Annotated in this window: 15 protein-coding genes and 1 tRNA gene; 2 read left to right on the forward strand and 14 right to left on the reverse strand. The window is 69.3% G+C overall.

Annotated elements, in window-relative coordinates; translation table 11 throughout:
• Window positions 1–2: 2 nt before the first annotated feature.
• Window positions 3–614: a vitamin B12 dependent-methionine synthase activation domain-containing protein gene (locus VGV60_08625; protein HEV8701322.1), complete on the forward strand. Its 612-nt coding sequence runs from the start codon at window positions 3–5 to the stop codon at window positions 612–614.
• Between the two features lie 10 nt (window positions 615–624).
• On the opposite strand, the gene VGV60_08630 is transcribed toward VGV60_08625, so the two are convergent.
• The 7 genes from VGV60_08630 to VGV60_08660 all read right to left on the reverse strand — a co-directional run bounded on the left by VGV60_08630 (window position 625) and on the right by VGV60_08660 (window position 18,140).
• The gene (locus VGV60_08630; protein ID HEV8701323.1) at window positions 625–3,873 is read right to left on the reverse strand and encodes a thrombospondin type 3 repeat-containing protein; all 3,249 of its coding nucleotides are present in this window, start codon (window positions 3,871–3,873) and stop codon (window positions 625–627) included.
• On the reverse strand, window positions 3,870–4,286 hold the full coding sequence (locus VGV60_08635; protein HEV8701324.1) for a hypothetical protein: 417 nt from the start codon (window positions 4,284–4,286) through the stop codon (window positions 3,870–3,872). Before VGV60_08635 ends, VGV60_08630 begins: the two co-directional genes overlap by 4 nt.
• A 24-nt stretch (window positions 4,287–4,310) precedes the next feature.
• Window positions 4,311–14,051: a LamG-like jellyroll fold domain-containing protein gene (locus VGV60_08640; GenBank protein HEV8701325.1), complete on the reverse strand. Its 9,741-nt coding sequence runs from the start codon at window positions 14,049–14,051 to the stop codon at window positions 4,311–4,313.
• Between the two features lie 923 nt (window positions 14,052–14,974).
• Window positions 14,975–15,051, reverse strand: a tRNA-Met gene (locus VGV60_08645).
• A 38-nt stretch (window positions 15,052–15,089) separates the two neighbouring features.
• Window positions 15,090–15,437 (reverse strand): septum formation initiator family protein, encoded by a 348-nt coding sequence (locus tag VGV60_08650; GenBank protein ID HEV8701326.1) that lies wholly within the window; start codon window positions 15,435–15,437, stop codon window positions 15,090–15,092.
• Window positions 15,434–16,726: a phosphopyruvate hydratase gene (eno, locus tag VGV60_08655; protein HEV8701327.1), complete on the reverse strand. Its 1,293-nt coding sequence runs from the start codon at window positions 16,724–16,726 to the stop codon at window positions 15,434–15,436. Before eno ends, VGV60_08650 begins: the two co-directional genes overlap by 4 nt.
• A 10-nt stretch (window positions 16,727–16,736) precedes the next feature.
• A complete protein-coding gene (locus VGV60_08660) occupies window positions 16,737–18,140 on the reverse strand; it encodes a phosphoglucomutase/phosphomannomutase family protein (GenBank protein ID HEV8701328.1) in 1,404 nt (467 codons plus the stop codon).
• An 86-nt stretch (window positions 18,141–18,226) separates the two neighbouring features.
• On the opposite strand from VGV60_08660, the gene cutA reads away from it, so the two are divergent.
• Window positions 18,227–18,568 (forward strand): divalent-cation tolerance protein CutA, encoded by a 342-nt coding sequence (cutA, locus tag VGV60_08665; protein ID HEV8701329.1) that lies wholly within the window; start codon window positions 18,227–18,229, stop codon window positions 18,566–18,568.
• Here cutA and VGV60_08670 read toward each other — a convergent pair.
• The 7 genes from VGV60_08670 to VGV60_08700 all read right to left on the reverse strand — a co-directional run bounded on the left by VGV60_08670 (window position 18,562) and on the right by VGV60_08700 (window position 23,701).
• The gene (locus VGV60_08670) at window positions 18,562–19,104 is read right to left on the reverse strand and encodes a hypothetical protein (protein HEV8701330.1); all 543 of its coding nucleotides are present in this window, start codon (window positions 19,102–19,104) and stop codon (window positions 18,562–18,564) included. The genes cutA and VGV60_08670 overlap by 7 nt on opposite strands.
• An 87-nt stretch (window positions 19,105–19,191) precedes the next feature.
• Entirely contained in the window at window positions 19,192–20,331 is a 1,140-nt protein-coding gene (locus VGV60_08675) for a PLP-dependent aspartate aminotransferase family protein (GenBank protein ID HEV8701331.1), read from the reverse strand.
• A complete protein-coding gene (gene cysK, locus VGV60_08680; GenBank protein HEV8701332.1) occupies window positions 20,331–21,263 on the reverse strand; it encodes a cysteine synthase A in 933 nt (310 codons plus the stop codon). The genes VGV60_08675 and cysK overlap by 1 nt, the downstream gene beginning before the upstream one ends.
• A 110-nt stretch (window positions 21,264–21,373) precedes the next feature.
• Window positions 21,374–22,066, reverse strand: coding sequence for a hypothetical protein (locus VGV60_08685; GenBank protein HEV8701333.1), 693 nt, complete (start codon window positions 22,064–22,066; stop codon window positions 21,374–21,376).
• 56 nt (window positions 22,067–22,122) lie between these two features.
• Window positions 22,123–22,590: an FxLYD domain-containing protein gene (locus tag VGV60_08690; protein HEV8701334.1), complete on the reverse strand. Its 468-nt coding sequence runs from the start codon at window positions 22,588–22,590 to the stop codon at window positions 22,123–22,125.
• Window positions 22,591–22,600: 10 nt separating this feature from the next.
• A complete protein-coding gene (locus tag VGV60_08695) occupies window positions 22,601–22,999 on the reverse strand; it encodes a hypothetical protein (GenBank protein ID HEV8701335.1) in 399 nt (132 codons plus the stop codon).
• Window positions 23,000–23,053: 54 nt separating this feature from the next.
• Complete coding sequence (locus tag VGV60_08700; GenBank protein HEV8701336.1) at window positions 23,054–23,701, reverse strand: hypothetical protein; 648 nt, start codon at window positions 23,699–23,701, stop codon at window positions 23,054–23,056.
• Window positions 23,702–23,894 lie beyond the last annotated feature (193 nt).

Below are 23,894 nucleotides of genomic sequence, written 5' to 3' on the forward strand. Positions count from 1 at the left end.
CCATGGCTCCCATCCAGATCGCCGATCCCCTGCCGGTCACGGTGGCCCGGCCGATGGTGCTGATGCGCCTCGGCTACCGCCGACCGGGCCAGGTGCCCGCGAAGACCGGCCTGCTCATCGACGAGGTCATGGAGGCAGGGCGGGCGCTCCTGCGCCCCCGGGCGATCTACGGCGCCTTCGACGCCGCCACCCCCGAGGCCGGAGTGAGCCTGCTCGCCGGCGCGATCCGGGCGGAGAGCCGGTCGCTGCACGAACGCCTGCTCGGCTGCCGTCGCGCCATCCTGTTCGCCGCCACCATCGGCCCCGAGGCGGACGCCTGGATCCACGACCTGATGGACCGAGGGGAGATGACCCGGGGCCTCCTGGCGGACGCGTTCGCCAGCAGCGCCGCGATCGCCCTGGGGCTCGAGGTGGAGGCGCTCGCCGCGCGCGTCCTGGCCGCCGAAGGTCTCGCGCCCACGAAGCGGCACGCCCCGGGCTACGGGGACTGGTCGCTCGGTGACCAGGCCCCGCTGCACGCTCTCCTCGACGCCAGCCGGATCGGCATCACGCTGACGGACGACTTCCTGATGGTCCCGGCCAAATCGATCACCGGCGTCATCGGGGGCCGTTAGCCGCTTCCGTTCAGAGGCAGGCCGAGGAATTGGGGAGGATGACCCCCGCGGAGTCGGAGCCCAACGGTCTCTCCCCGCAACTGTTCCATCCGCTCACGAGGTAATAGAAGCCCTGCTGTGCCCCCGGCATCTCCGGGTCGGCCGCCGTCGTGCCCGTGGTGCGCGCCACGAGGCAGGCGTGGTCATAGGCGAAGGGGAGTCCAATGAAGAGCGCGCCCCGATAGACATTGAACGCGGCGGCCTGGGGAACCGGCGACCAGGCCAGGTCGTCCGGGGCGGGGCCCAGGCCGAGGGAGTCGTCAATCTGCCCCGGGAGCGCGCTCACGCCGCCGTCCAGGGGGGCGCAGTCGAGGCCGTCCGGGGCACCGTCCCCGTCGTCATCCGGGTCGCAGGCATCCCCGGCCCCATCGGCGTCCGTGTCAGTCTGGTCGGTGTTCGGAATGGCCGGGCAGTTGTCGCATGCGTCCCCGCTCCCGTCGCCGTCGCCGTCCTCCTGTCCGGGATTGTCCGTCTCCAGGCAGTTGTCGCAGACATTCCCCACCGTGTCGGAATCGGCGTCGTACTGGGAAGGGTCGGGGACGAGCGGACAGGCGTCGCCCGTGTCGGACACGTCGTCGCCGTCGCCGTCCCGGTTGAGGATCGGGCAGGACACCGTGGGAACGATGTCCCCGCCTGCGCTGTCCCGGCCCGCCGCGCTCTCCGCGCAGGTGTTGCGCGCGCTCACCAGATAGTAGAAGGAGAGGCCGGCCTGGGGCGCCTCCGGGTCCACGAGCTCCGTGCCGGGGACTTCGGCCTGCAGGCAGGTCTCGTTACGGGAGCGCGGACCGGTCGGCGCGAAGGTGCCGCGGTACACATTGGCGGTGTACCCGCCGCGACTGCGATTCCAGCGCAGCAGAGTGTCCGTGGCGGCCCCGGCCCGCTCCAGTCGCAGCGTGTCGGCGATCGGGGACGGAGGGGAGGACACGCTGCGCAGCAGGGGAGCGCAGTCCGCCGCGTCGGCGACGCCGTCGTTGTCGTCGTCGTCATCGCACGCGTCGCCACTGCCGTCCCCGTCGGCGTCCTCCTGCCCGGGATCGGGGACACAGGGGCAGACGTCCGTGCCGTCGGGGGTCCCGTCGCCGTCCGCGTCCGCGGTGCCGTCTCCGGACCGCACGCAGATCAGGCTCGGCTTTACCTTCGAGCTGGATCCCGCGACGTTCGAGGCGGTGAGGCGCACGCTGTACAGCCCGGGAGCGGCGTACGCGTGGGAGGGGCTCCGCTCCAGGCTGTCGACCGACCCGTCGTCGTCGAAGTCCCAGGACCACGCCGTCGGGCCGCCGAGCGATCGATCGGTCAGCTGGACCAGGAGGGGCGCGGTGCCCGAGGTTGGTGTCGCGTCGAAATCGGCCGCCGGCGCCGTCACACCCTTGATCATCGTGAAGGAGTCCCGCGTCACACCGGAGGAGTCCAGGAACCTGGCGTCGAGCCGGCGATCGTTCACGTCCAGGACCAGGGACCCCAGGGTGTTGAGCGACAGGAACATGGCCGGGTGGTCCAGGGGGCCGCCTCGGGCCTCGCCGGAGCTGCCGGCCACGACGTAGACCGCCCCCTCATGCGGCGCCGGTCCGGCGGACGGCTTGCTGTAGGCCCCCTGCCCGTCGGTCCGGCCGTCCCCGCCGTCCATCTTCATCGCGTCGCCGAAGGTCGTGGAGGGCCCGTAGTGGCCGTTGATGAGGAACGAGCGCTCGTAGGAGTGGCTGTGCCCGGTGAGCACCAGATCGACGCCCCCCTGCTCGAGGATCGGCAGGGCATGCTTACGCATTTCAATCAGCTCGATCTCGGCGTCCGAGTCGTGCGATCCCTTGCTGTAGGGCGGGTGGTGCCAGAAGGCGATGATCCACGGCTGATTCGTGGACAGCACGTCCTGCTGCAGCCAGGTCATCATCGCGCCGCCCGTGGCCCGGCTGGTCTCGAACGACTCCAGGCAGATGAAGTGGATGTTGGCGTGATCGAACGAGTAGTAGGCCTCCGTTCCGGAGGGGAGGCCGCCCGCCTCGCCGTTTCGTGGCAGCGTGAAGATGTCGTAGTAGGGGCCTGTCTGGGTCGCCGAGTCTGCGGTGATCCCGTCGTGGTTGCCGAGCGTCGGCCAGAGCACGGTCTGCCGCAGCATCTCGGGGAACATGTCGAACAGGGCCGACTGGTACTGCAAATCGGTTCCGTCGGGGTAGGCGTTGTCCCCCAGCATGAGCCACAGGTTGGTGGGGCTGCCCGCGGCGAACTGGGTGTACGCGTCGCGCACGGCGCGGGCGTTGGCGTCCGCCGTGCCGGAATCGCCGACGACCCAGATACGCGTCGGCGCAGCGGTCCCTGCGGGCGGCGCGGTTTGAAACGAGTAGGACGGATCTCCACCCACGAGGATCGCGGCGGGGGTGCCGACCGCGTAATAGTAGCGGGTCGACGGAGCCAGCCCGGTCAGGGCCAGCGAGTGCTCGGTCGTCGGCGTCGGGTCGAGGACGGAAGAGGACAGATCGGCCGGGTCGGTCCCGTACAGGACGCGGCTTCCGTTCGCCACCTCGGTCCGCCAGCGCACGACGAGCTCCGTCGGCGTGCCCATCTGAAGATAGGGTCCCCGCGTCAGGCCACCTGTCCTGTTGGCGGAAAGGAACGGCACGACCACCAGGTCGGAGGATGTCGCGCCACCGCTGTTCCACACGCCGACCACGAGGACGTTGACGCCGGCGTGCAGGGCGGGGAGCGCCCGCGCCGAGACGTCCACGAGCGTGCCGTAGTTCGGAGAAGTTCCGTTGCTCGACTCGTGCAACCCCGAGTTCGTGTTCCATGCCGGGGTGCCCGCGGGCATGCCGGGAGAGCGCGCCACCTCCACGCCGTTGATCCAGGCGACGTAGCCGTCGTCGTAGTCGGCGCCGAAGGAAAGGTCGGTGACCGTAGAGGGATCGTTGACGGTGAAGCGGGCGCGCGTGTAGACGGAAAGCGTTCCGGCCGGCACCGCCGTGCGGATGAGCGCGGAGGCACCGGGGGGAGCCGTCTCGTAGCCGACCCCATAGACGCCCGGGGTCCAGGACGAGTCGTCGAACGCTTCCGCGATGAAGCTCGTGCCGATGCCCGGATCGGACGAGTTCGCGCGATAGGTCATCGGCGAGCCGAACTGGACCAGGATGACGGAGGCCGCCGCGGCCGGCCCGGGAGCCTGGGAGACGCCTTCCAGGAGGGCGATGAGGGCTGGAAACAGAAGCGCGGTGCGCAGGCGATTCCCGCTCATCGACTCCTCCCGCGCGCCCGCGGCCCAGCGTGGCCGGTCGGGACGGCGAGGCGCGCCAATCCGATGGCAGGCGCCGGACGCCCGGTGTCGAGACGCAGCCGCCCGAAGCCGAGATCGACCGCGTCGAGGCCGGGATCGATGTCCCGGGCTCGCTGGTAGTCACGCGCGGCGGCGTTCCAGTCGGCGTGCTCGCGGTGCAGCTCGCCGCGCATGAGATAGAGGGCGGCCTCCTGCGGGTGAGCGGCGATGCGCGCGTTCAGGTCGGCGATCTGCCGTTCGATCGCCTCGTGGGCCTGAGCCGGTGGAGAGAGCGCCAGGCAGGCCAGCAGCGCGCCCGCCGCGGAGCACAGGCGCGACGTCGGCCATGCCCGGCTGCCTGCGGAGGGCTGCCGGGCCCCCTCGGACGGGCGCATCCCTCTAACCCGCTGCCCTGCCGGTCACGGGCAGGCGCTCGCCGGCAGGATCTCCGCACCGGACGAGGCGTGCCCGTAAGTCCCGGAGCCACAGAAGGAGCTCTGGGAGCGGACGATGTAGTAGTAGGACTCGCCCCGCGGCGGTGCCGGCCGCGTGTCGATGAAGCTGGCGTTCACAAGATCGTTCCCGCCAGGGACGCAGGTGGCGTTCAGCGCGCCACCGTCCGGCCGGAGCCGCGAGAGGAGTCCGCCCGCCACATCGTAGTGGAGCCCGCCGCCCTGGCCTGTCCAGGTCATCACATAGGAGCGATCGGGGGCCCGGACGAAGAGCAGGTCCAGGATCTCGGCGGGCGGTGCCGCCGAGGACAGCGGATCGAGCGGCTTGCAGTCCTGCCCGTCGGCCGTGCCGTCGCCGTCGTCATCCGTATCGGCGCAGTCGGCCTGCCCATCGTGGTCGTTGTCCGGGAAGCCGTCGTCCACGATTCCGTTGCAGTCGTTGTCCAGCCCGTCGCACCGCTCGGCCTCTCCCAGGGACAGTCGGGGGACGAGGACCAGATCGGTGGACGTGGAGAGGTTGTTCCACACGCCGATCGCCAGGACGTTGTCGCCAACCACGAGCGCCGGCAGCGCCCGCGCGGTGACGTCCCTGATCGGCGAGTAGTTCGGGGCGGCCCCGTTGCTCGATTCGTGGTCCGCCGCCGGCGTGGTCGGATTGAGCGGACCGAAAGGCATCTCGGCCGAGCCCAGCACTTCGACCCCGTTGATCCAGGCCACCGTGCCGTCGTCGTAGTCCACGCCCAGAGTCACGCTCTGGATCGCCGCCAATGCGGCGGCATCCGGGATGTTGAAGTGCGCCCGGGTGAAGACCGACAGCGTGCCGGCCGGAACGCTCGTCTTGATCAGGTTGAGGGCGTTCGGGGCCGGCGCCGTGTCGTAGCCGACGCCGTAAGTCCCCGTCGACCAGGTCGAGTCGTTGAAGCTCCTGGCCGTCCAGTCCAATCCGATGGACAGCTTCGGAACGACCACCAGGTCGGTCGAGGTGGCGGCGCCGCTGTTCCAGACACCGACCGCCAGCACGTTGGTCCCGTTGTGCAGGAGTGAAATGCTGCCGGTCAGATCAATCAGCGTTCCATAGTTAGGCAGCGCCGCATTGCTCGACTCGTGAAGCGCGGCGTTGGTGTTCCAGGCCGGGCTGCCGGCCGGCATGGTCGACGATCGCGCCACCTCGACACCGTTGAGGTAGGCGACGTACCCGTCGTCGTAGTCCGCCCCGTAGAACAGGCTCTTCACCGTCGAGACGTCGGCGAGGCTGAAGGTCGCGCGGGTGAACACCGAGAAAGTTCCCGCTGGAACGCCGGTCTTGATGAGACTCAGTGCGTTGGGGGGCGCCTCGGTGTCGTAACCGACGCCGTACGTGCCGGAATTCCAGCCGGTGTCGTCGTACGTCTCGTTGATCCAGGCGAGCCCGATTCCCGGATCGGCAGAGTTCGCCTTGTAGCGCATCGGGGAGTCGATCTGGACCAGAACCGTATCCTCGGCCGCGGTCGTCGCGTTGTTGGCGAGGTACCTCATCGAGGTGTTGATCTGCGCCACGATGTTCGGCGTCGCGGGCGACGTGGTGCCGACGCACACGATGCTCCCGCCCGTGCACTGGGTGATGCCGGCGGAACAGACGCCCGGCTGCCCGGTCGAGCACGCGACGCCGCCGCCCGGGTTCCCTTCGTCGATCAGCGTATTGCAGTTGTCGTCGAGGCCGTTGCAGACCTCGGGAGGCGCAGCCCCGGAGGTGCACGTGCCGGCGATGCAGGAATCACCCGCGGTGCAGGTGTTGCCGTCGTCGCAGGCGCTGCCATCGGGCTTGGACGGGTTGGAGCAGAGACCGCTTGCCGGGCTGCAGACGCCCGGCACGTGGCACTGGTCGGACGCGACGCAGACCACGGCGCTGCCTGCGGCGCAGAGACCGGATTGACAGGTGTCGCTCAGCGTGCAGGCGTTGCCGTCGCTGCAGAGCGAGCCGTTCGCCTTCGCCGGGTTGGAGCAGACGCCGGTCGCCGGATTGCAAGTGCCCGCGTCGTGGCACTGGTCGGATGCGGTGCAGACCACCGGGTTGGCGCCGGAACAGACACCGGCCTGACAGGTGTCCGTCTGGGTGCAGGCGCTTCCGTCATTGCAGGCTGCGCCGTTCGGCCTGGCGGGGTTGGAGCAGACGCCGGTGGCCGGATTGCACGTCCCCGCGTCGTGACACTGATCGGACGCCGTGCAGGTGACAGGGTTGGAGCCGGTGCAGACGCCGGACTGGCAGGTGTCGGTCCGGGTGCACGCATTGCCGTCGTCGCACGATGCGGTGTTGTTGACGTGCCGGCACCCGAGGACCGGATCGCAGGAATCGGTCGAGCAAGGGTTGCCGTCATCGCAATTCGGCGGCGGCGTCCCGGCGCAGGCCCCGTCATGGCACACCCCCGTGCCGTTGCACACATCTCCGTCGTCGCAGGAGGCGGTGTTGTTGCTGTGCCGGCACCCGACGGGCGGATCGCATGAATCGTCCGTGCAGACATTGTTGTCGTTGCAATCAGCCGCCGGCCCGGGAGCGCAGGCGCCGTTCTGACAGGCGTCGGTCGTGGTGCACGCGTTACCGTCGCTGCAAGCCGCGCCGTTGGGCTTGGCGGGGTTGGAGCAGAGGCCGGTGCCCGGGTCGCACGTCCCTGCGTTGTGACACTGGTCGGAGGCCGTGCAGGTGACGGTGTTGGATCCGGTGCAGACGCCGGCCTGGCAGGTGTCGGTCTGGGTGCAGGCGTTGCCGTCGCTGCAGGCCGCGCCGTTCGGCTTGGCCGGGTTGGAGCAGACTCCGGTGGCCGGATTGCAGGTTCCCGCGTTGTGACACTGGTCGGAGGCCGTGCAGGTGACGGTGTTGGATCCGGTGCAGACGCCTGACTGGCAGGTGTCGGTCTGGGTGCAGGCGTCGCCGTCGCTGCAGGCCGCGCCGTTGGGCTTGGCGGGGTTGGAGCAGAGGCCGGTGCCCGGGTCGCACGTCCCCGCGTCGTGGCACTGATCGGAGGCCGTGCAGATGACGGTGTTGGATCCGGTGCAGACGCCGGCCTGGCAGGTGTCGGTCGGAGTGCAGGCGTTGCCGTCGCTGCAGGCCGCGCCGTTGGGCTTGGCGGGGTTGGAGCAGAGGCCGGTGCCCGGGTTGCAGGTCCCCGCGTCGTGGCACTGGTCGGAGGCCGTGCAGGTGACGGTGCTGGATCCGGTGCAGACGCCGGCCTGGCAGGTGTCGGTCTGGGTGCAGGCGTTGCCGTCGCTGCAGGCCGCGCCGTTGGGCTTGGCGGGGTTGGAGCAGAGGCCGGTGCCCGGGTCGCAGGTCCCCGCGTCGTGGCACGCGTCGGAGGCCGTGCAGGTGACGGTGTTGGATCCGTTGCACACGCCGGCCTGGCAGGTGTCGGTCTGGGTGCAGGCGTTGCCGTCGCTGCAGGCCGCGCCGTTCGCGAGGCTGGTGTGCGTGCAGATGTCGCTCCCCGCGAAGGGCAGGCCCGTCGTGCTCCAGGTCGTCGCTCCCGTGAGGGTTCCGGCGCTGCCGCCCGCAGAGTCGGAGGCGTTCGTCAGCGACCCTTCATTGAAGCTCCAGCGGTGCACGAGCCCCGCGGCCGAGCCGATCTCGCGTCCCATTTCCGCGGCCGTCTCCGCCTGGGTCCGGGCGTAGTTCCAGATCCGGATCTCGTCGAGGCGGCCGTCGAACGGCAGCCCGACGGCGCCTGTATCGAGGCGCGCGGCGCCTATCATCGACTGGCTCGTGAAGCTGACGGGATTCGTCCCCAGGAGGTTCGCTACCGCGGTGGCCGGGGCACCGCCGTTCAGGTGCAGGCGAAGCTGCTGGTTGCCGGGTGTGCGGTCGACGACGAAGGCGAAGTGCGCCCAGGTATTGACCGTCAGAGCCGTGCCGTGGGTCACGTCCACCTGCGTCCCCGTGGTGTTCGACTCGACGGATCCGGCGATCTGAAGGTTGCCGGTCCCGGTGAGCTGCACGGCGACCTGCGGGAAGGCTCCCTGCTGGCCGCCACGGAAGATCCCGGTCAGGGAGGCGGCGCCGCCGTCGGTGTACACCCACCCTTCGATCGTGAAGCTGCCGGTCCCGAAGTAATTGACGTAGTCGGGGCTGGAGTCGCTCCCGCCGCCCAGGGCAAGGTCCACGCGGTTCGCCGCCGCACCCGGCGAGGGGAATGAAACCGCCGCGTCGTTCGTGGTGTTGCAGGAATCGGCGGTGCACGAGTTCGAGTCGCTGCACTGGTAGTCCGCGGTGCACGACGCGCAGTTCGGGATCGGCGTGTTCGAGCACGTTCCGGGAGCCACGGGGGACTTGTCCGTCGCGCTCCAGGCCGTGGCCACGTTGAAATTGGTCAGGGTGCCGTTCTGAGCGGGCGTCGTCGAGTCAGCGGCGGCCGTGCCACCGTTCTCGTTCAGACCCCAGCGGCCGATGAGGCCGGTGCCCGAGGTGATCTCCTGGTCCTTCCCGGCCTGGATCTCCGCGAGGCTTCGCGCCACGTTCCAGACCCGCACCTCGTCCAGCAGGCCCTGATAGAAGCCGGTCGCCGCACCCGTTGAGGTCAGAGTCGTGCCCAGCCCGAAGTGCTGGATGCTGGTCGATTCCGGCGTCGCCCCGGGACAGACCGTGCACGCCCCGCCGGCGCAGGTCGAGCACGACGTGTCGATCGGCAAGGCGGCGCCGTCCAGGAAGAGCGTCCAGCACGTGCCGTTGTAGGCGGCCGCGGCATGGTGCCAGACGTTCGTGCTGATCGTCGGCTGGGCCGCCGCGGTGCACACGGGGTGATTCAGGCCGGTCGCGGAGTCCTCGAAGTCGCCCGCGAGCCTGCCTCCGGCGATCCCCAGGATGTAGTTCGCGTTGAGGTTCGGCGGGGTCTCGGCCTGTGCGGCCCCCTTCGCCACGAGCGGGATCAAGGCGGCGATGCCGCCGGTGCCGGTGGATGTGGTCACGCCTGCCCCGGTCCACTTGAACCAGGTCTCCACCGTGAAGGTCGTCGCCCCCAGGGCGGAGGTCCCGGCCGCGGCCCCCATGGTCACGTAGTCGTTGGTCCCGTCGAAGCTCAGCGCCGAGAGGTTCGGGGTCGTGCACGCGTCGGTCGTGCAGCCGTTGAAGTCGTTGCAGCTGGCGTTGGTGGTGCACGAGCCGGGGATGACGTTGGTGCAGTTCCCGTCCGGCGCCCCGGTGCAGGCATCGGAGGTCGCCGCGACGCCGTCGTTGCAGTCGGCGTTGGAATCGCAGCAGGCCGGGGTGGGGGAGTACCAGCTCAGACAGGCGCCGCCGACGCAGGCGTCACCCGTGCAGGCGTTGGCGTCGGCGCAGGCGTTGCTGTTGTCGTTCGGGTGCGTGCAGCTCCCGCCGCTGCAGACGTCGTCGGTGCAGGGGTTGCCGTCCTCGCTGCAGGGTGCGTTGTTGTTGGTGTGAACGCAGGCGGACGACGGACTGCACGAGTCGGTGGTGCACGGGTTGCCGTCGTTGCAATCGGCCGCGGTCGAGCAGGGAGTGCAGCCGGGGATCGGGGTGTACGAGCAGGTCCCGGAGGTCAGCGGGGCCCTGTCGGTCGGGCTCCAGGCCGGGCCGCTCGTGAGCGTCCCGTTTTCGGCGGGTGTCGTGGAGTCGCCGGCCGTCGTGCCGGCATTCTCGTTCAGGCCCCAGCGACCGATGAGGTTGGGAGCCGAGCTCACCTCCTGGAACCGGTCGGCCTGGATCTGCGCCAGGCTCCGCGCCACGTTCCAGACGCGCACCTCGTCCAGCCGGCCCTGATAGAAGCCTGCCGCCGTACCGGTTGATGTCAGCGTGGTGCCCAGCCCGAAGTGCTGGATGCTGGTCGATTCCGGCGTCGCCCCGGGGCAGACCGTGCACGCCCCGCCGGCGCAGGTCGAGCACGCCGTGTCGATCGGCACGGCCACGCCGTCCAGGTAGAGTTGCCAGCAGGTGCCGTTGTAGCTGGCCGCGGCGTGGTGCCAGACGTTCGTGCTGATCGTCGGCTGCGCGGCCGCGGTGCACACCGGGTGGTTCAGGCCGGTCGCGGCATCCTCGAAATCCCCCGCGAGCCTGCCTCCGGCGATGCCGAGGATGTAGTTCGCGTTCACATTCGCCGGGGTTTCGGCCTGCGCGGCCCCCTTCGCCACGAGCGGGATCAGCGCGGCGATGCCGCCGGTGCCGGTGGATGTGGTCACACCCGCACCGGTCCATTTGAACCAGGTCTCCACCGTGAAGGTCGCCGCCCCCAGGCTGCCGGTCCCGGCGGACGGTCCCATGGTCACGTAATCGTCCGTCCCGTCGAAGCTCAGCGCCGCGACGTTGGCGCTGACGCACTCGTCCGCCGTGCAGCCGTCGGAGTCGTTGCAGTCCGCGCCGGTCGCGCAGACCAGGTTCACGTTGCTGCAGGTGCCGGCCGAGCAGGAGTCCGCCGTTGCGGGGTTTCCGTCATCGCAATCCGCGGCGGTCGTGCAGCAGCCCGGGGTCGGGTTGTACGGGTTCTGGCAGGATCCCGACACGCACTGATCCGTGCCGGTGCACGCGTTGCCGTCGTCGCAGCTCAGCGTCCCGGCGCAGACCCCGTTCGTGCAGATGTCGTCGTTCGTGCAGCCGTCGCCGTCATTGCAGGCGCCGCCGTCGTTGGCGGGGATGTGCAGGCAGCTCCCGCCGGTGCAGCTGTCGGCCGTGCACGGATTGCCGTCGTCGCAGCTCAACGGCAGGTACAGGCAGGCGCCGCCCACCGCCGGCCGGTCCGAGGAGTCGAAGACAGGGCTGCCGACGAGGGTGCCGTTCTCCGCCGGGCTCGTCGAATCGGTCGCCGTCGAGTCGTCGAACCCGTAATGCGCGATCAGATTGGCTGCGGTGGCGATCAGCTCGTCCCGGGCGTCCGCGATCTCGGGGGCGGACCGCTCGACGTTCCACACGCGCACCTCGTCGATCTTCCCCTGGTAGCGTCCGTTCACGCCGCCGGTCGAGGTCAGCGACGTGCCGATGCCGAAATGCTGGATGCTGTTCGGCTCGGGTGTCGCGCCCGGAGTGGTGGTGCAATTGGGCGCCACACAGGTCGTGCAGGTCGTGTTGTCGGTGGTCAATGTCTGGGCCACGCCGTCCAGGTAGAGGCGCCAGCCGTTCGCCGGGCTGTAGGTGGCCGCCACATGATGCCAGCCGGTGGCCGGGACGTTGCCGGTCGAGCAGACGGCGTGGTTCAGCCCGGTCGCCGCGTCCTCGAAGTCGGCCGCCAGCCTCCGGTTCGATCCTTCGACGTCCAGGCCCAGGAAGTAGTTCATGTTGACGTTGGCCGGTGTCTCCGCCTGGGGCGCCCCCTTGGCGACCAGCGGAATGGCGCTGGCGAGACCCTGGGTGCCGGTCGAGATGCCGGTCCCGCTGGTCCCGTTGATCCACGCCTCGATCGAGAACGCGGGCGAGGCATTGAGTCCGGCGGCGGCGCCCATGGTCACGTGGTCGTCCACGCCGTCGAGAACGAGGGAGCGGAGGTTCGCCGCGGTGCAGCTGTCGGTCGTGCAGGCATCGCCGTCGCTGCAGTCGGGGTTCGCCAGGCACGCCGTATTCACGTTGCTGCAGGTCCCCGCCGAACAGGTGTCGGTCGTGGTCGCGATGCCGTCGTCGCAGTCCGCGGGGCTCGCGCAGCAACCGGCGAACGGGGTGTACGGGTTCTGGCAGACGCCCCCGACGCAGGCATCGGGCCCCGTGCAGGACCGGCCGTCGTTGCAGTCGATGGGCGTGTTCTCGCAGGAGTGGCCCGACAGATTGCAGGCGTCGTTGGTGCACGGGTCGGCGTCGTCGCACTCGGCGTTCGTCCCGCAGCAGTCGGCGATCGGCGAGTGGAGGCACGATCCGCCGTTGCAGGTGTCCGTCGTGCAGAAGATGGCATCATCACACTCGGCATTCGTGGAGCACGAGGCGGTGAACGTCCACAGGGGCCCCGTGGTCGTCAGCTCGCCGTCCGAGACCTCCGCGAACCATTCATACTCCTGCCCCGTCTCGCGCCCCGGCCACGCGGCGCACGCCCGCCCGCCGCTCGCCACGCCGGACGCCGTCCCGATGGTGGCGAACGGCGTGCCGCTGTCCATGTCGTAGCCCAGGACGAAATCGTTCTGCGCCGTCCCCGCCGTGTTGTCGGCGTGGTTGTTGATGAACTGACCGAGGGTCGGAGAGTAGGTCTGCACGTGGAACGTGTCGCTCGCCGGCGAGAAGGTCATGATCCGGAGCCACCCGTTCCCGCCGTTGGGGCGGGACTGGTAGTCCGACAGGAGCGAGTGGATCGGGTGCCCGTCGTCGGCCAGGTCGGTGCGACGGTTCGCCTGGTCCAGGTGGCCGGCCAGCATCAGGAAGACGTTGGGCAGGTCCTTGATGGCGTTGAAGGTCGCCTGGCCCTGGTTCGAGAACGTCCCGTTGGTGTTCAACAGGTAATGGGAGGTGATGATCGCCCGCCGGTTGCTGTAGGTCGTGCTCAGGAGGGTGTGCACCCAGTTCAGCACCGCCTGCCGGGTCGGATTGTCCACGTCGTCCCACTCCAGGTGGAACGCGATGAAGTTCATCCCGCTGGCGCTGAACAGCTCGAAGTGGTTGTCCATGCTGTCGGAGTACTGCGCGGGGACCCCGAAGTCGTAGTGGCCTCCGAAATACCCCCGGCCCTGGAACCGGAAGGCCCCGAACGTCCGGTTGTAGTACTGCGTGGTGCCTCCGAACGTCCCCCCCGCGCCGCCGAACGCCGTTCCCTCGTCCGCGCCGGACCGGGCGGTCGCGAAGGGAGTCTGGTCGTGGTTGCCGACGGCGATCCCGTACGGGATGCCATGCGCGAGCCCGGTCGTGAACGAGTCCTCGAGGAGGCTGAACGCCGAGTTGGCGGTGGTCCACTGCGACGGGATGTTGTTGCCGTCGTTGGTGCAGTCGCCGAGCTGGGTCACGAAGGCGATGTTCCGGCTCAGGAGGTTGTCGACGATCCACTGCGTCTGGGCGCTGAAGGTCGCCGGGTAGCTCTGCGCGTAGTACTGGGTGTCCGGGAGCGCGATGAGGGTGAAGTCCTGCGGCGCGGGTTGCCCGGTGGGGCGCCCCTTGAAGGTCACCGTGAGCTGGCCGCCATCCGGGTCGCTCGCGTCCACGCACAGCGTGGGGCTGGCCGAGACGCCCGTGGAGCCGGTTGCCGGGGACTCGTTGGAAGGCGGATTGGGCGAACGGTCGGTCGTGAAGGTCACCGCCAGGCGCGGCCGGTTCGCGACCGTCGCCGCCTCGGACGAGTCGAACCCCCAGCCATCGGTGCCGCCGGGCAGGAGCGCCCAGCCGAGGTTGCTCCCGCCGGCGGACCAGGCGGCCAGGCTCGCGGTCACCCCGATCGAGAAGGGTCCGGTGGCGCTCGAGGCGCCGCTCACGTCGGCCGTCGCGACGGCCTCGATCCCGTTCGCCTGCACGCCGCCGACCAGCGAGTTCCAGGTGCTCGTGGCGCTCCAGCTCTGGATCATGCGATGGAACGCGGCGGCATTGGCGCTGACGTTGCTCACATTGACCGTGAGAGTGGCCGAAAGGATCGTGGCGCCCGGAGGAACCTGACCCGCCCCGTTTCCGATGATGCCGTCGAAGCGGATCAGGACGTGCCGCAGCGGGCTGCCATCCACGGTGATCGTCGTCGCCGCCGAGTTGTCCGCATCCGGGGTGTCGAAGGCGATCAAGGTGTCGACGGTCCCCGCGTATCCGTCCACCCCCTGCTGGAAGGTGAGGGTCGAGGAGCTCATCGCCGGGCTGATCCCCTGCGGGTCGACCTGAGTCGCCGTCGATCCAGGGGTCGCATGGGTGACCGACGGGAAGGCCTCTCGCCGAATCACCTGAGCCACGGAAGTCAGGGTCTGGGCATGGATCGTCAGGATGACGAGTGCCGGGAGTATGAGGGCGAGGGGAAAAAATATTGCGGTGAGGTTTCGACGAGAGCGAAGCCAGGGCATCCTAAGCAAGGCGGCTAGTCTGACGGGCATCAGAGTCCCTCCAGCAAGGATTCCGTGTTGACGCAGGGAGTTGTGCTGGTATTTTGAGGCCTTGCCAGGGTTTGACCACTGATAGCGTGACCTCCAGCTGGCAGGCTGAGCTGAGTGGACCGGCCTAAGCTCCAGCCCCTCGAACCAGAGCCCTGCCTCGGCTCCCGCCTGCGGCCGGGCCCATTTCCAGCACAAGAGTGTGACGGAACAAGAGTGCCCTCTAGTTACGGCAAAGAATCGCCCCTGTCAAGCGGAATATCCGGGCCGAGAGGACTCCGGACCAGGATGGCGTCATGGGCAGTCGATCGCTACAACGTCACGAGTGAGAGCGATCTCCGCGACGCAATGAAGAGAACCCAGGCCTACTTGAACTCAAGAGCCATCTCCGACCATGAGGGACTCGGACCGTGGCGGATTGCCTATCGTCACCCGCAGGGTGTCGAGGGCCTTGTTGATCCTTTTCTACCTTGTATGGCATCGAGGCCGTGAGGTCATGGCGACGCCCGGGCAGTACACACCATCGACGCGGAGGCGAGGAAGCCGCTCACGGTTGTCGGCGATGAGCACTCTCCTCAGGTGGGTTCACAAATCATGGGGATCGCCGAGAATTCACGAGGAAGTCGGAGACTGCTCGGACAGACGAAAGGGGTGGCCATGACCACCCCTTTCGCAACTTCATGAGTACTTGGTGGCGGGGGCGAGATTTGAACTCGCGACCTTTGGGTTATGAGCCCAACGAGCTACCAGGCTGCTCCACCCCGCGTCAGGAGGGCGCATTATAGGCAGCGGGCTCCCGGGCTGTCAATGAGAACGAGGACGGGGGCCGGCCGGCGGGCCGCTGTCGTCGAACAGGAAGAGGATTTCTCCGGGGCGCGTGAGGCCGAGCTCCTCGCGGGCGATCTGCTCAATGCGGTAGGGATCGCGCTTGAGATCGTCGATGTCGGCGGCCAGGCGGTCGTTGGCCGTCCTGAGATCGAGCACCTCGACCTTGAGCCGGGCCAGCAGGCCCCGTTGTCGGTAGATCTGGATCAGGCCCATGTCCCCGAACAGGGAGTTGAACAGGAGCGACAGGGCGATGAACCAGAAGAGGACGAAGAGGGCCTTGCGCCGCAGATCGACCGGCGCCGCCTGCTCGCGGGCGGCGGTCATGCGCCGCCTCCGTGGCCCAGGGCCGACCGTCCGGGGTAGCGCGCCTTGCTTCCGAGCTCCTCTTCGATGCGTAGGAGCTGGTTGTACTTGGCGGTGCGCTCGCCGCGCGACGGCGCCCCCGTCTTGATCTGTCCCAGGTTCAGGGCCACCGCCAGGTCGGCGATGAAGGTGTCCTCGGTCTCGCCCGAGCGGTGCGACAGCACGGTGGTGTAGCCGGCGGAGCGCGCCATGGCGACGGCCCGCAGCGTCTCGGTGAGGGTGCCGATCTGGTTGGGCTTGATGAGGATCGAGTTGGCCACCTTCTTCTCGATCCCCTCGCGCAGGATGGAAACGTTCGTGACGAACAGGTCGTCGCCGACGATCTGCACCGCGTCCCCGAGGGAGCGGGTCAGGAGGGCCCAGCCCTCCCAGTCGTCCTCGGCCATCCCGTCCTCGATCGACACGATCGGCCGGCGGCGCACGAGATCCGCGTAGTACGCCACCATCTGCTCGGGGGTGCGGCGCGACGGGGTCTCGGCCTCGAGGACGTACGAGCCGGCCTCGTGCAGCTCGGTGGCCGCGACGTCCAGCGCGATGCCGACCTGCTCGCCGGGGCGGTAGCCGGCCGCCGCGATGGCGTCGACCACGGCGTCGACCGCCTCGGCGTTGGACCGCAGATCCGGGGCCCAGCCCCCTTCGTCGCCGCTGCCGGTACGCAGGCGGCGCGACCGCAGGATGTCTCCCAGGGCGTGGAAGATCTCGGCCCCCATGCGCAGCGCCTCCTTGAACGAGCGGGCCCCCGTCGGCACGATCATGATCTCCTGGATGTCCACGTTGTTGTCGGCGTGCGCGCCGCCGTTCAGGATGTTGAACAGCGGCACCGGCAGGTCGCGGGCGCCGTCGCCCCCCAGGTGGCGAAAGAGCGGCAGCCGGCGGGCGGCCGCGGCGGCGCGCGCCGCGGCGAGGGAGACGCCGAGGAGGGCGTTGGCCCCGAGGCGGGACGAATCCTTCGTGCCGTCGGTTTCGCGCAACCGCGCGTCGATCGCTTCCTGGCCGGCCGGGTCGAGACCGCGCACCGCGGGGGCCAGGACCGAGGTCACGTTGCCGACCGCGCGCAGGACGCCCTTGCCACGGTACCGGGAGGCGTCGCCGTCCCGCAGCTCGAGCGCCTCGCGCGATCCGGTCGACGCGCCGGACGGAACGGCGGCCCGCCCGATCGTGCCGTCGTCGAGGAGGACGTCCACCTCGACGGTGGGATTGCCTCTCGAATCGAGTATCTCGCGGGCCTTCAGTTCGGCGATGCGGGCCATGCGGGGAGCCTCAGCAAATCAGATCGCGCGCCGCCACCAGGAGCGCCTCCACGTCCCTGGGCCTGCGGGCCTCGGCATAGCAGCGGACGACGGGCTCGGTGCCCGAGGGCCGCAGCAGCAGCCAGGATCCGTCCCGGAAAATCATCTTGCGTCCGTCGGTGGTGTCCAGGCGCTCGATCCGGCGGCCGGCGAAGGCGGAGGGCACTTCCTCCAGCCGCCGCGCGAGGCGATCCCGCGCCTCGGCGTCCATATGATAGTCGATGCGGCGGCTGTGGAGGGGTCCGACCTTGCGGAACAGGTCCTGGATCTGCTCGTGGATCGGCTTGCCGCGCACCGCCACCATCTCGCAGGCCAGGAGACCCGCCAGGATGCCGTCCTTCTCCGGGACGTGCCCCCGCAGGCTGAGGCCGGCGCTCTCCTCGCAGACCAGGAACGCCCGCCCGGATCGAAGGTGCTCGCCCAGGAACTTGAACCCGACCGGCGTCTCGTAGACCTTGCGGCCGTGGAAGGCGCAGACGGCGTCGAGCAGGTGCGTGGTCGCCACGGAGCGGCCGACCCCTCCGGGCAGGCGCCTCGCGGTCAGCAGATAGTCGGCCAGGACCGCCAGGAACAGGTTCGGCGGGATGAACCGTCCGCCGCGGTCGACGATGCCGAATCGGTCCCCGTCCCCGTCGGTCGCGAGCCCCAGGTGCAGGCGCCGGGAGGCGACCAGGCGGGCGAGCGGGCGGAGCTGGGTCTCGCCGCAATCCGGTCCCAGGCCGCCGAACAGGGGGTCGGCCCGATCATGCAGAGCGTCCACCGAGCGCGCCGTTTTTTTCAGCAGGCCGTCCAGGTAGCCGATCGAGGCGCCGTGCCGCATATCGCAGGCGGTGCGCAGCCCGGCGCGGCGGATGGCTTGCAGGCGGACCAGCCGGGCGATCTGCCGGAAATAGGCGGCGCGCATGTCCAGGGAGCGGATGCGCCCCGCTGCCCCGTCCGGACGGGGAGCGGCAGCCGCGCCGCCGCCCGCCGGGGCGTTGACCACCGACTCGATCGACCGCGTGACCTCCGGCAGGGCGGGGGCGCCGTCGGCCGTCGAGAATTTGAGACCGCTGTACTCCGGCGGGTTGTGGCTGGCGGTGATGTTCAGCCCGCCGGCGCGGCGGCCGCTGACGATGGCGAAGGCGACGACGGGGGTGGGGACCGGAGCGGGGGAGAGCGCCACCGGCACGCCGAGCCCTGCCAGGACCTCCGCCGCCTCCCGGGCGAAGCGATCCGACATGAAGCGGGTGTCGTAGCCGATGAACACTCCCTTGCGGGCGGCGCCCGTACCCGCCAGGTGGGACGCGATGGCGGTCGCCACCCGGCGCACGTTGGCGAGGGTGAACTCCTCGGCGATGACGGCCCGCCAGCCGGAAGTTCCGAAGTGGATCACGCGGACACTCCCGCGGCCAGACAGGATTTCCGCCGCGCGGGGCCCTTTGCTTGACTCTCCCCGGTCGCGGCTCCATAATTCACGGCGTGAGCGAACCGTCCGTCATCCTCGTGTTCTGCACCGCATCGACCGAAAAAGAGGCCGTCGAGATCGCGCAGACCCTGGTCGAGCGCGAGGAGGCGGCGTGCGTGAACGTGGTGCCGATGATCCGCTCGGTGTATCGCTGGAAGGGAAAGATCTCCTCCGAAACCGAGCAGCTCCTGCTCATCAAGACGACGCAGGCGCTCCTCGAGGACGTCAAGAAGACGGTGAAGGAACTGCACTCCTACGAGCTCCCGGAGATCATCGCGGTTTCGGTCGATGACGGCGACAAGAACGCCCTGGGCTGGATCGCCAGCGTGGTCAAGGGAGGCCGGGAGAATTACTGACCCGGAGCATCGCCGGCCGGGGTCTTGGCCGCCTCGGGGGTCGGCGCCGGCGCCGGCGGGATGTTGAGCCGCTCGAACGCCTTCTGGAAGCTCTCCTCCATCGTCAGCTTCTGTCCCTCGGCCGTCATGTAAATCCGCTCCATCTCCTTCAGGTACACCGCTGGCGAGCGCCGCGGAGAATTGTCGTTCACGAAACGGACCACCACGCCCAGCCGTTCCTGCGGCGAGCGGCCGGCGGCAGCCAGGTCGGCCCGGAGCTTCCGCGTGGTCGCGCCGAGTGTGGTGACCGATCCCTCGACGTAGGTCTGGCGCTCGCGCGCCGTCATCTTCTGCCAGCGGGGGAAATCCAGCGTGGCCGGCAGGGGACCCAGCGGGGAGGCCGGCGGCGCCGACGGCGCCACGGGGGGCGGCGTCGGTGACGCGGCGGGCTGTTCCGACGCGGGCGGGTTCTCGATGAGGGGCGGCTCGTCCTGCGCGAAGGCGGGCAGGATGGCCGCCGCGAGAATCGTGGCCAGGGCCAGAACAGGTCGTCTCATGGTCTCTCTCCTCCGGACCGGCGCGGGCCGGCGGCACATTCTAGCGGCGCCCGGGCCCGCCAGCAAGAGCGTTGCCCGGGCAGGCTCCTAGACCGCCGCAAGCCCCTTCTCGATGTCGGCCAGGATGTCCTCGACGTCCTCGCAGCCGACAGAGATGCGGACGAGGGAGTCGGTCAGCCCCAGCTTGCGCCGCTCGTCCCCTGGCACCGAGGCGTGCGTCATCGTGCTCGGCTGGCAGATCAGGGTCTCGATCCCGCCGAGGCTCTCCGCCAGGGCGCAGAGCCGCAGCGGCGCGAAGAACCGCAGGGCGGCCTCGTCCGTTTTCAGATAGAAGGAGATCATGCCGCCCGAGCCGCGGGTCTGCCGGCGCGCCAGGTCGTGCTGCGGGTGGGACGGCAGCCCCGGGTAGAGGACGCGCGCCACCCCCTGGTGCCCCTCGAGGTAGCGGGCCACCTTCGATCCGTTCTCGTCGTGCGCCCGCATGCGCAGCGGCAGCGTCTTCAGCCCGCGCAGCACGAGCCAGGAGTCGAAGGGGGACAGGATCGCGCCCACCGAGTTCTGGACGAACTGGATCCGCTCGGCATGCTCGGGGCGCGCCAGGATGACCGCCCCGCCGACGCTGTCGGAGTGGCCGTTGAGGTATTTCGTCGTGCTGTGGACCACGATGTCGGCCCCGAGATCGAGGGGCCTCTGGAAGGCCGGCGTCAGGAACGTGTTGTCGACGACCGAGATCAGCCGCCGGGCTCGGCAGAGCGCGGCCACCTGCGCGATGTCGGTCAGGATCATGATCGGATTGGTGGGAGTCTCGACGTACACCATGCGCGTGCCCGGGCGCAGGGCCGCTTCGATGTTCTCGATGCGGGAGGTATCGACGTACGTGAAGGACAGCCCGTAGTCCTCGAGCACGCGCGCGAAGAGGCGGTACGTGCCGCCGTAGACGTTGTGGCTGACCACGACGTGGTCGCCCGATTTGAGCAGGGTCATGACGGCGCTGATCGCCGCCATGCCCGAGGCGAAGGCGAAGCAGGCGAGGCCTCCCTCGAGCACCTTGAGGTTCTCCTCGAGCGCGGAGCGCGTCGGATTGATGGTGCGCGCGTAGTCGAATCCGGTGCTCTTGCCGGGCGACTCGTAGACGTACGTCGAGGTCTGGTAGATCGGGGTCATGACCGATCCCGTCGTCGGATCCGGGCGGACCCCGGCGTGTATCGCGTCGGTTCTGAATCCCATCAGCGCACCTCGTCGAAAAGACCCTGGCTCAGGTAGCGTTCGGCGATGTCGGTGAACAGCGTCACGATCCGGCGTCCCGCCCCGAGCCGTTCCGCCACGCGCCCGGCCGCGAAGGCCGCGGCGCCCGAGGAGCCGCCCACCAGGACTCCCTCGCGGCGCGCCAGGAGCGCCGCCGTCGCGAACGCGTCGCGATCGGTGACCGCCACGACCTCGTCGACGAGATCGCGGTCGAGGGTCCTGGGGACGAACGAGTTTCCGATCCCCTCCACCTTGTGCGGCGCCGCCTGGCCGCCCCCCAGGACCGATCCCTCCGATTCCACCAGGATCGCCTGCACGCCCGGATTGCGCTCCTTGACGTAGCGCGCCACCCCCGAAAAGGTCCCCCCGGTCCCGGCCCCGAGAACGAGCGCGTCGATCTTGCCCTGCATCTGCACCCAGATCTCCCGGGCGGTGGTCCGGTAGTGCATGTCGGGGTTGGCGCGGTTCTCGAATTGCTGGGGCACGAACGCGCCGGGCGTCGCCGCGGCGATGGCGCGGGCCCGGCTCATGGCCCCGGGCATGCCGTCCGCCGTCGGGGTGATCTCCAGGGTGGCGCCGAGGGCGGTCATGATCTGCTTCTTCTCGCGGCTGTACTTCTCCGGCACGACCAGGATCACCCGGTAGCCGAGAAGCGCGCCGGCGAGCGCCAGACCGATGCCGGTGTTGCCGGCCGTCGGCTCGACGATCGTCGAGCCGGGCTTGAGCAGGCCGCGGGCCTCGGCGTCCCGGATCATGCCGAGAGCCGTGCGGTCCTTGACGCTCCCTCCGGGGTTCATGTTCTCGAGCTTGGCGAAGATGGAGGCGGCGCCGGGGCGATCGAAGGAGCGCAGGTGCAGGATCGGCGTCTCGCCGATGAGGTCGAGGGCCGATTCAACCACCTGCAGCCTGGACACGCGTGACCCCCGCCCTGAGGACGGGGGCCATGATAGGAGATGGGCGCGCCGGGTGTCAAAACCGCGCCGGCGCGCCGCTGCGTCAGCGCCGCGAAGGGGCGGCGCTCCGATCAGGGATGGTCGTGATGCTTCGGCTTGCCGTGCTCCTGGGACTGCGGCTTCCCCTTGCCGGGCTGGGAGGACCTGGGCTTCCCCTTGGCGGCCTTCGATCTCGGGTACTTGCCGCGGTTCTTCTCGGCGACGAAGTGCTCGAAGGTGACCCCCTTGTTGCGCTCGGCGATCAGCGTGTACGGGCTGACGCGTTGCCGCGCGCAGGCGACCTGCAGCTTCGCCAGGCCGACCACGTCGCGGTCGCGGATCACCAGGCGCTCGCGCGGGTGCTTCTTCCAGTAGCCCCACGCCTTGCCGTACGGCGGTCCCGGGTCGCGGCTGATGCCGGTGAACAGGACCGACGGAGAGATGTTCAGCCGGAACATGATGTCGGACCAGGAGAGGTATTCCAGGCGGAGCCTCAGGATGTCCTCGGGCTTCCGCCTCCCGGCCCGGGCCAGGAGCAGGATCACCGGGAAGTCGTCCACCGGCGAGGGGCAGCGCTGCACCAGGGACACCGCCACGTCCGGCGGCGGGGCGAAATGGTCGTTGGTGACGTTCAGGAAGACGCGCTGGTCGTCGCCCAGGCTCATGTTCGCGGTCACGTCGTAGAAGACGGCCGCTCCGGCCTGGGCGGCCGGAATCAGCGCCAGCGCGGCGGCAACGACGCCGGCGCCGGCCAGGCGGCGGGTCGCGAAGAATCGGGATCGCATCGACTTCCCTCCACGGTTAGGGCCCGGGACAACATAGGGCGTGGCGCCCCCGCGGGCTACTTCGTTTCCAGGGCGATGTGGAACTGGTCGGCCTGCTCGATGCGCCCGGTGACATCCTTGAAATCGACGGTGAACTGGGTCGTCTCACCGGGGTCGATCGTCCCGAGGGTGGTGCCGGCGGTTCCGGCGCCGATCAGGCGGGAATCCCGATCGTAGATCGCCACCGCGATTCCCACGCTCGCCTGGTGGGACGATCCGTTGACCACCTTGACGTTCGCCTTGTACCCGGCCTTGACCCGCATGATCGTGGCCGGCCATTCGAAGCGGATCGAGTCGGCGCGCACGTCCCCGACGCCCAGGTCGAGCGTCAGCAGCTTGTTCCCTTCGAACTTGTACCGCGCCGAGTTGGTGTCCGCGCCGGCGGGCGCGAGGGCCGCCGCCGCCGCGACGATGACGAGCAGGGCGAGGCGCAGGGACTGCGCCGCCCGCGAGCAGGATCGTGCCGGTACGCGCGCGAGGCTCATGGCGCTCCTCTCATTCCTGGAACTGGATCTGCTTGACGGACGAGTTGACGATGAAAATGCGGGTGTTGTTCTCCTGCGGATCGGCCGGCAGGAAGAAGAATCCCAGGTTGTTGGCGGAGTACTCCTCGGTGAACCCCCAGATCGTCTCGCCGTCCCTGAATTCGACGATCGCCTTCTGCCCCTGGGTCCCCTGCGCCGCGAAGCGCTTGGCCCGGTCGACCTGCCGGCGAGCCGATCCGTAATCCTTCACGTAAAAGAGCGCCTTCAGGTCATCGAGCTTGATCGTCGTCGGGATGCCGCCCCCTTCGCTGGGAAGAAGATGAAACGTCCCGGCGTCGGGCCTGAAGTCCTGGGTGTAGCCGCGCTGGGTCCTGCCGTCCTTGAAATGGGCCACGACCTTGTCTTCCATCCGCACCTCCGTGACGAAGGTCCGCCGCGTTCGGGCGATTACGATTCTGGAATTCTACCGGGACGCCGTCATCAGGGCGTTCCCACTCACGCACTGGATGCCCAAATTTACCAAGCCCGACGGATCATAGAGAAGTATCTCACAATCTCCGGTGCCGGGGCCCTGGATGAGTTCGATCGAGGTGCCGGGAGGATCGATCGTGGTCTGGGCGATGAAACCGATCCGGACGAGCATGGTGTCGGCGGTGAGGGTGGTGGCAGGGCAGCCGCTGAATGCGGACACGCCGATGAGCAGGGTCCCCGTTGAATTAACCTCCGAGCTGTTGACCTGGCAAGTCGGCGCGCAGGCTTGGCCGCTGCTGCAGCCGCCCAGGATGTTCGGGTCGTACTCGAAGACGCTTCCCACCTGCACGACGGACGGGTCGAAATGAATCTCGACGGTGTAGGCGTCGAAGGTGATCGGAGCGGCCGCGGTGTACAGCCGGACCTGCACCGTCTCCAGGTCGGGGAAGCCGGGGTTTTTCGGATCCTTGACGAGATAGACCGCCGGATCGGGCGAGTTGGGGAATGGGTCGATGGTCAGGGTGGCCTCGATCGGCTTGATCCGGTTCGGATTCGAATCGTTCCCGCCGCAGGCCAGGAGGAGGAGTGCCGGAGCGAGAGCGGCGGCCCACCTCGTCCGGCGTGTCCAGTTTGACGACATCCTGAGAATCGGCCTCCCTTTCATGGCGCGCGGGGAGTATACCGGGGCGGCGGGGCACCGGCAAGGACAGAGAGCGGCGCATCCTCCGCCGGTGCTGCGGAGGGGCCGCAGGGGAACGTCCGCCGGCGGCCGATCCGTCACGGGCCGGCGCCGGGGCTCTCTGCTATAATCCCGCCCCCTGAAACGGGCGCCG

The organism is Candidatus Polarisedimenticolia bacterium (assembly GCA_036001465.1).
Lineage (GTDB): Bacteria > Acidobacteriota > Polarisedimenticolia > Gp22-AA2 > Gp22-AA2 > Gp22-AA3.

Excerpts from the sequence above, each read along its gene's own strand:
- VGV60_08625 (HEV8701322.1), top strand. The coding sequence starts at position 3 with ATGGCTCCCATCCAGATCGCCGATCCCCTGCCGGTCACGGTGGCCCGG.
- VGV60_08630 (HEV8701323.1), bottom strand. The coding sequence starts at position 3,873 with ATGAGCGGGAATCGCCTGCGCACCGCGCTTCTGTTTCCAGCCCTCATC.
- VGV60_08635 (HEV8701324.1), bottom strand. The coding sequence starts at position 4,286 with ATGCGCCCGTCCGAGGGGGCCCGGCAGCCCTCCGCAGGCAGCCGGGCA.
- VGV60_08640 (HEV8701325.1), bottom strand. The coding sequence starts at position 14,051 with ATGAGCTCCTCGACCCTCACCTTCCAGCAGGGGGTGGACGGATACGCG.
- VGV60_08650 (HEV8701326.1), bottom strand. The coding sequence starts at position 15,437 with ATGACCGCCGCCCGCGAGCAGGCGGCGCCGGTCGATCTGCGGCGCAAG.
- eno (HEV8701327.1), bottom strand. The coding sequence starts at position 16,726 with ATGGCCCGCATCGCCGAACTGAAGGCCCGCGAGATACTCGATTCGAGA.
- VGV60_08670 (HEV8701330.1), bottom strand. The coding sequence starts at position 19,104 with ATGAGACGACCTGTTCTGGCCCTGGCCACGATTCTCGCGGCGGCCATC.
- VGV60_08675 (HEV8701331.1), bottom strand. The coding sequence starts at position 20,331 with ATGGGATTCAGAACCGACGCGATACACGCCGGGGTCCGCCCGGATCCG.
- VGV60_08685 (HEV8701333.1), bottom strand. The coding sequence starts at position 22,066 with ATGCGATCCCGATTCTTCGCGACCCGCCGCCTGGCCGGCGCCGGCGTC.
- VGV60_08690 (HEV8701334.1), bottom strand. The coding sequence starts at position 22,590 with ATGAGCCTCGCGCGCGTACCGGCACGATCCTGCTCGCGGGCGGCGCAG.
- VGV60_08695 (HEV8701335.1), bottom strand. The coding sequence starts at position 22,999 with ATGGAAGACAAGGTCGTGGCCCATTTCAAGGACGGCAGGACCCAGCGC.
- VGV60_08700 (HEV8701336.1), bottom strand. The coding sequence starts at position 23,701 with ATGTCGTCAAACTGGACACGCCGGACGAGGTGGGCCGCCGCTCTCGCT.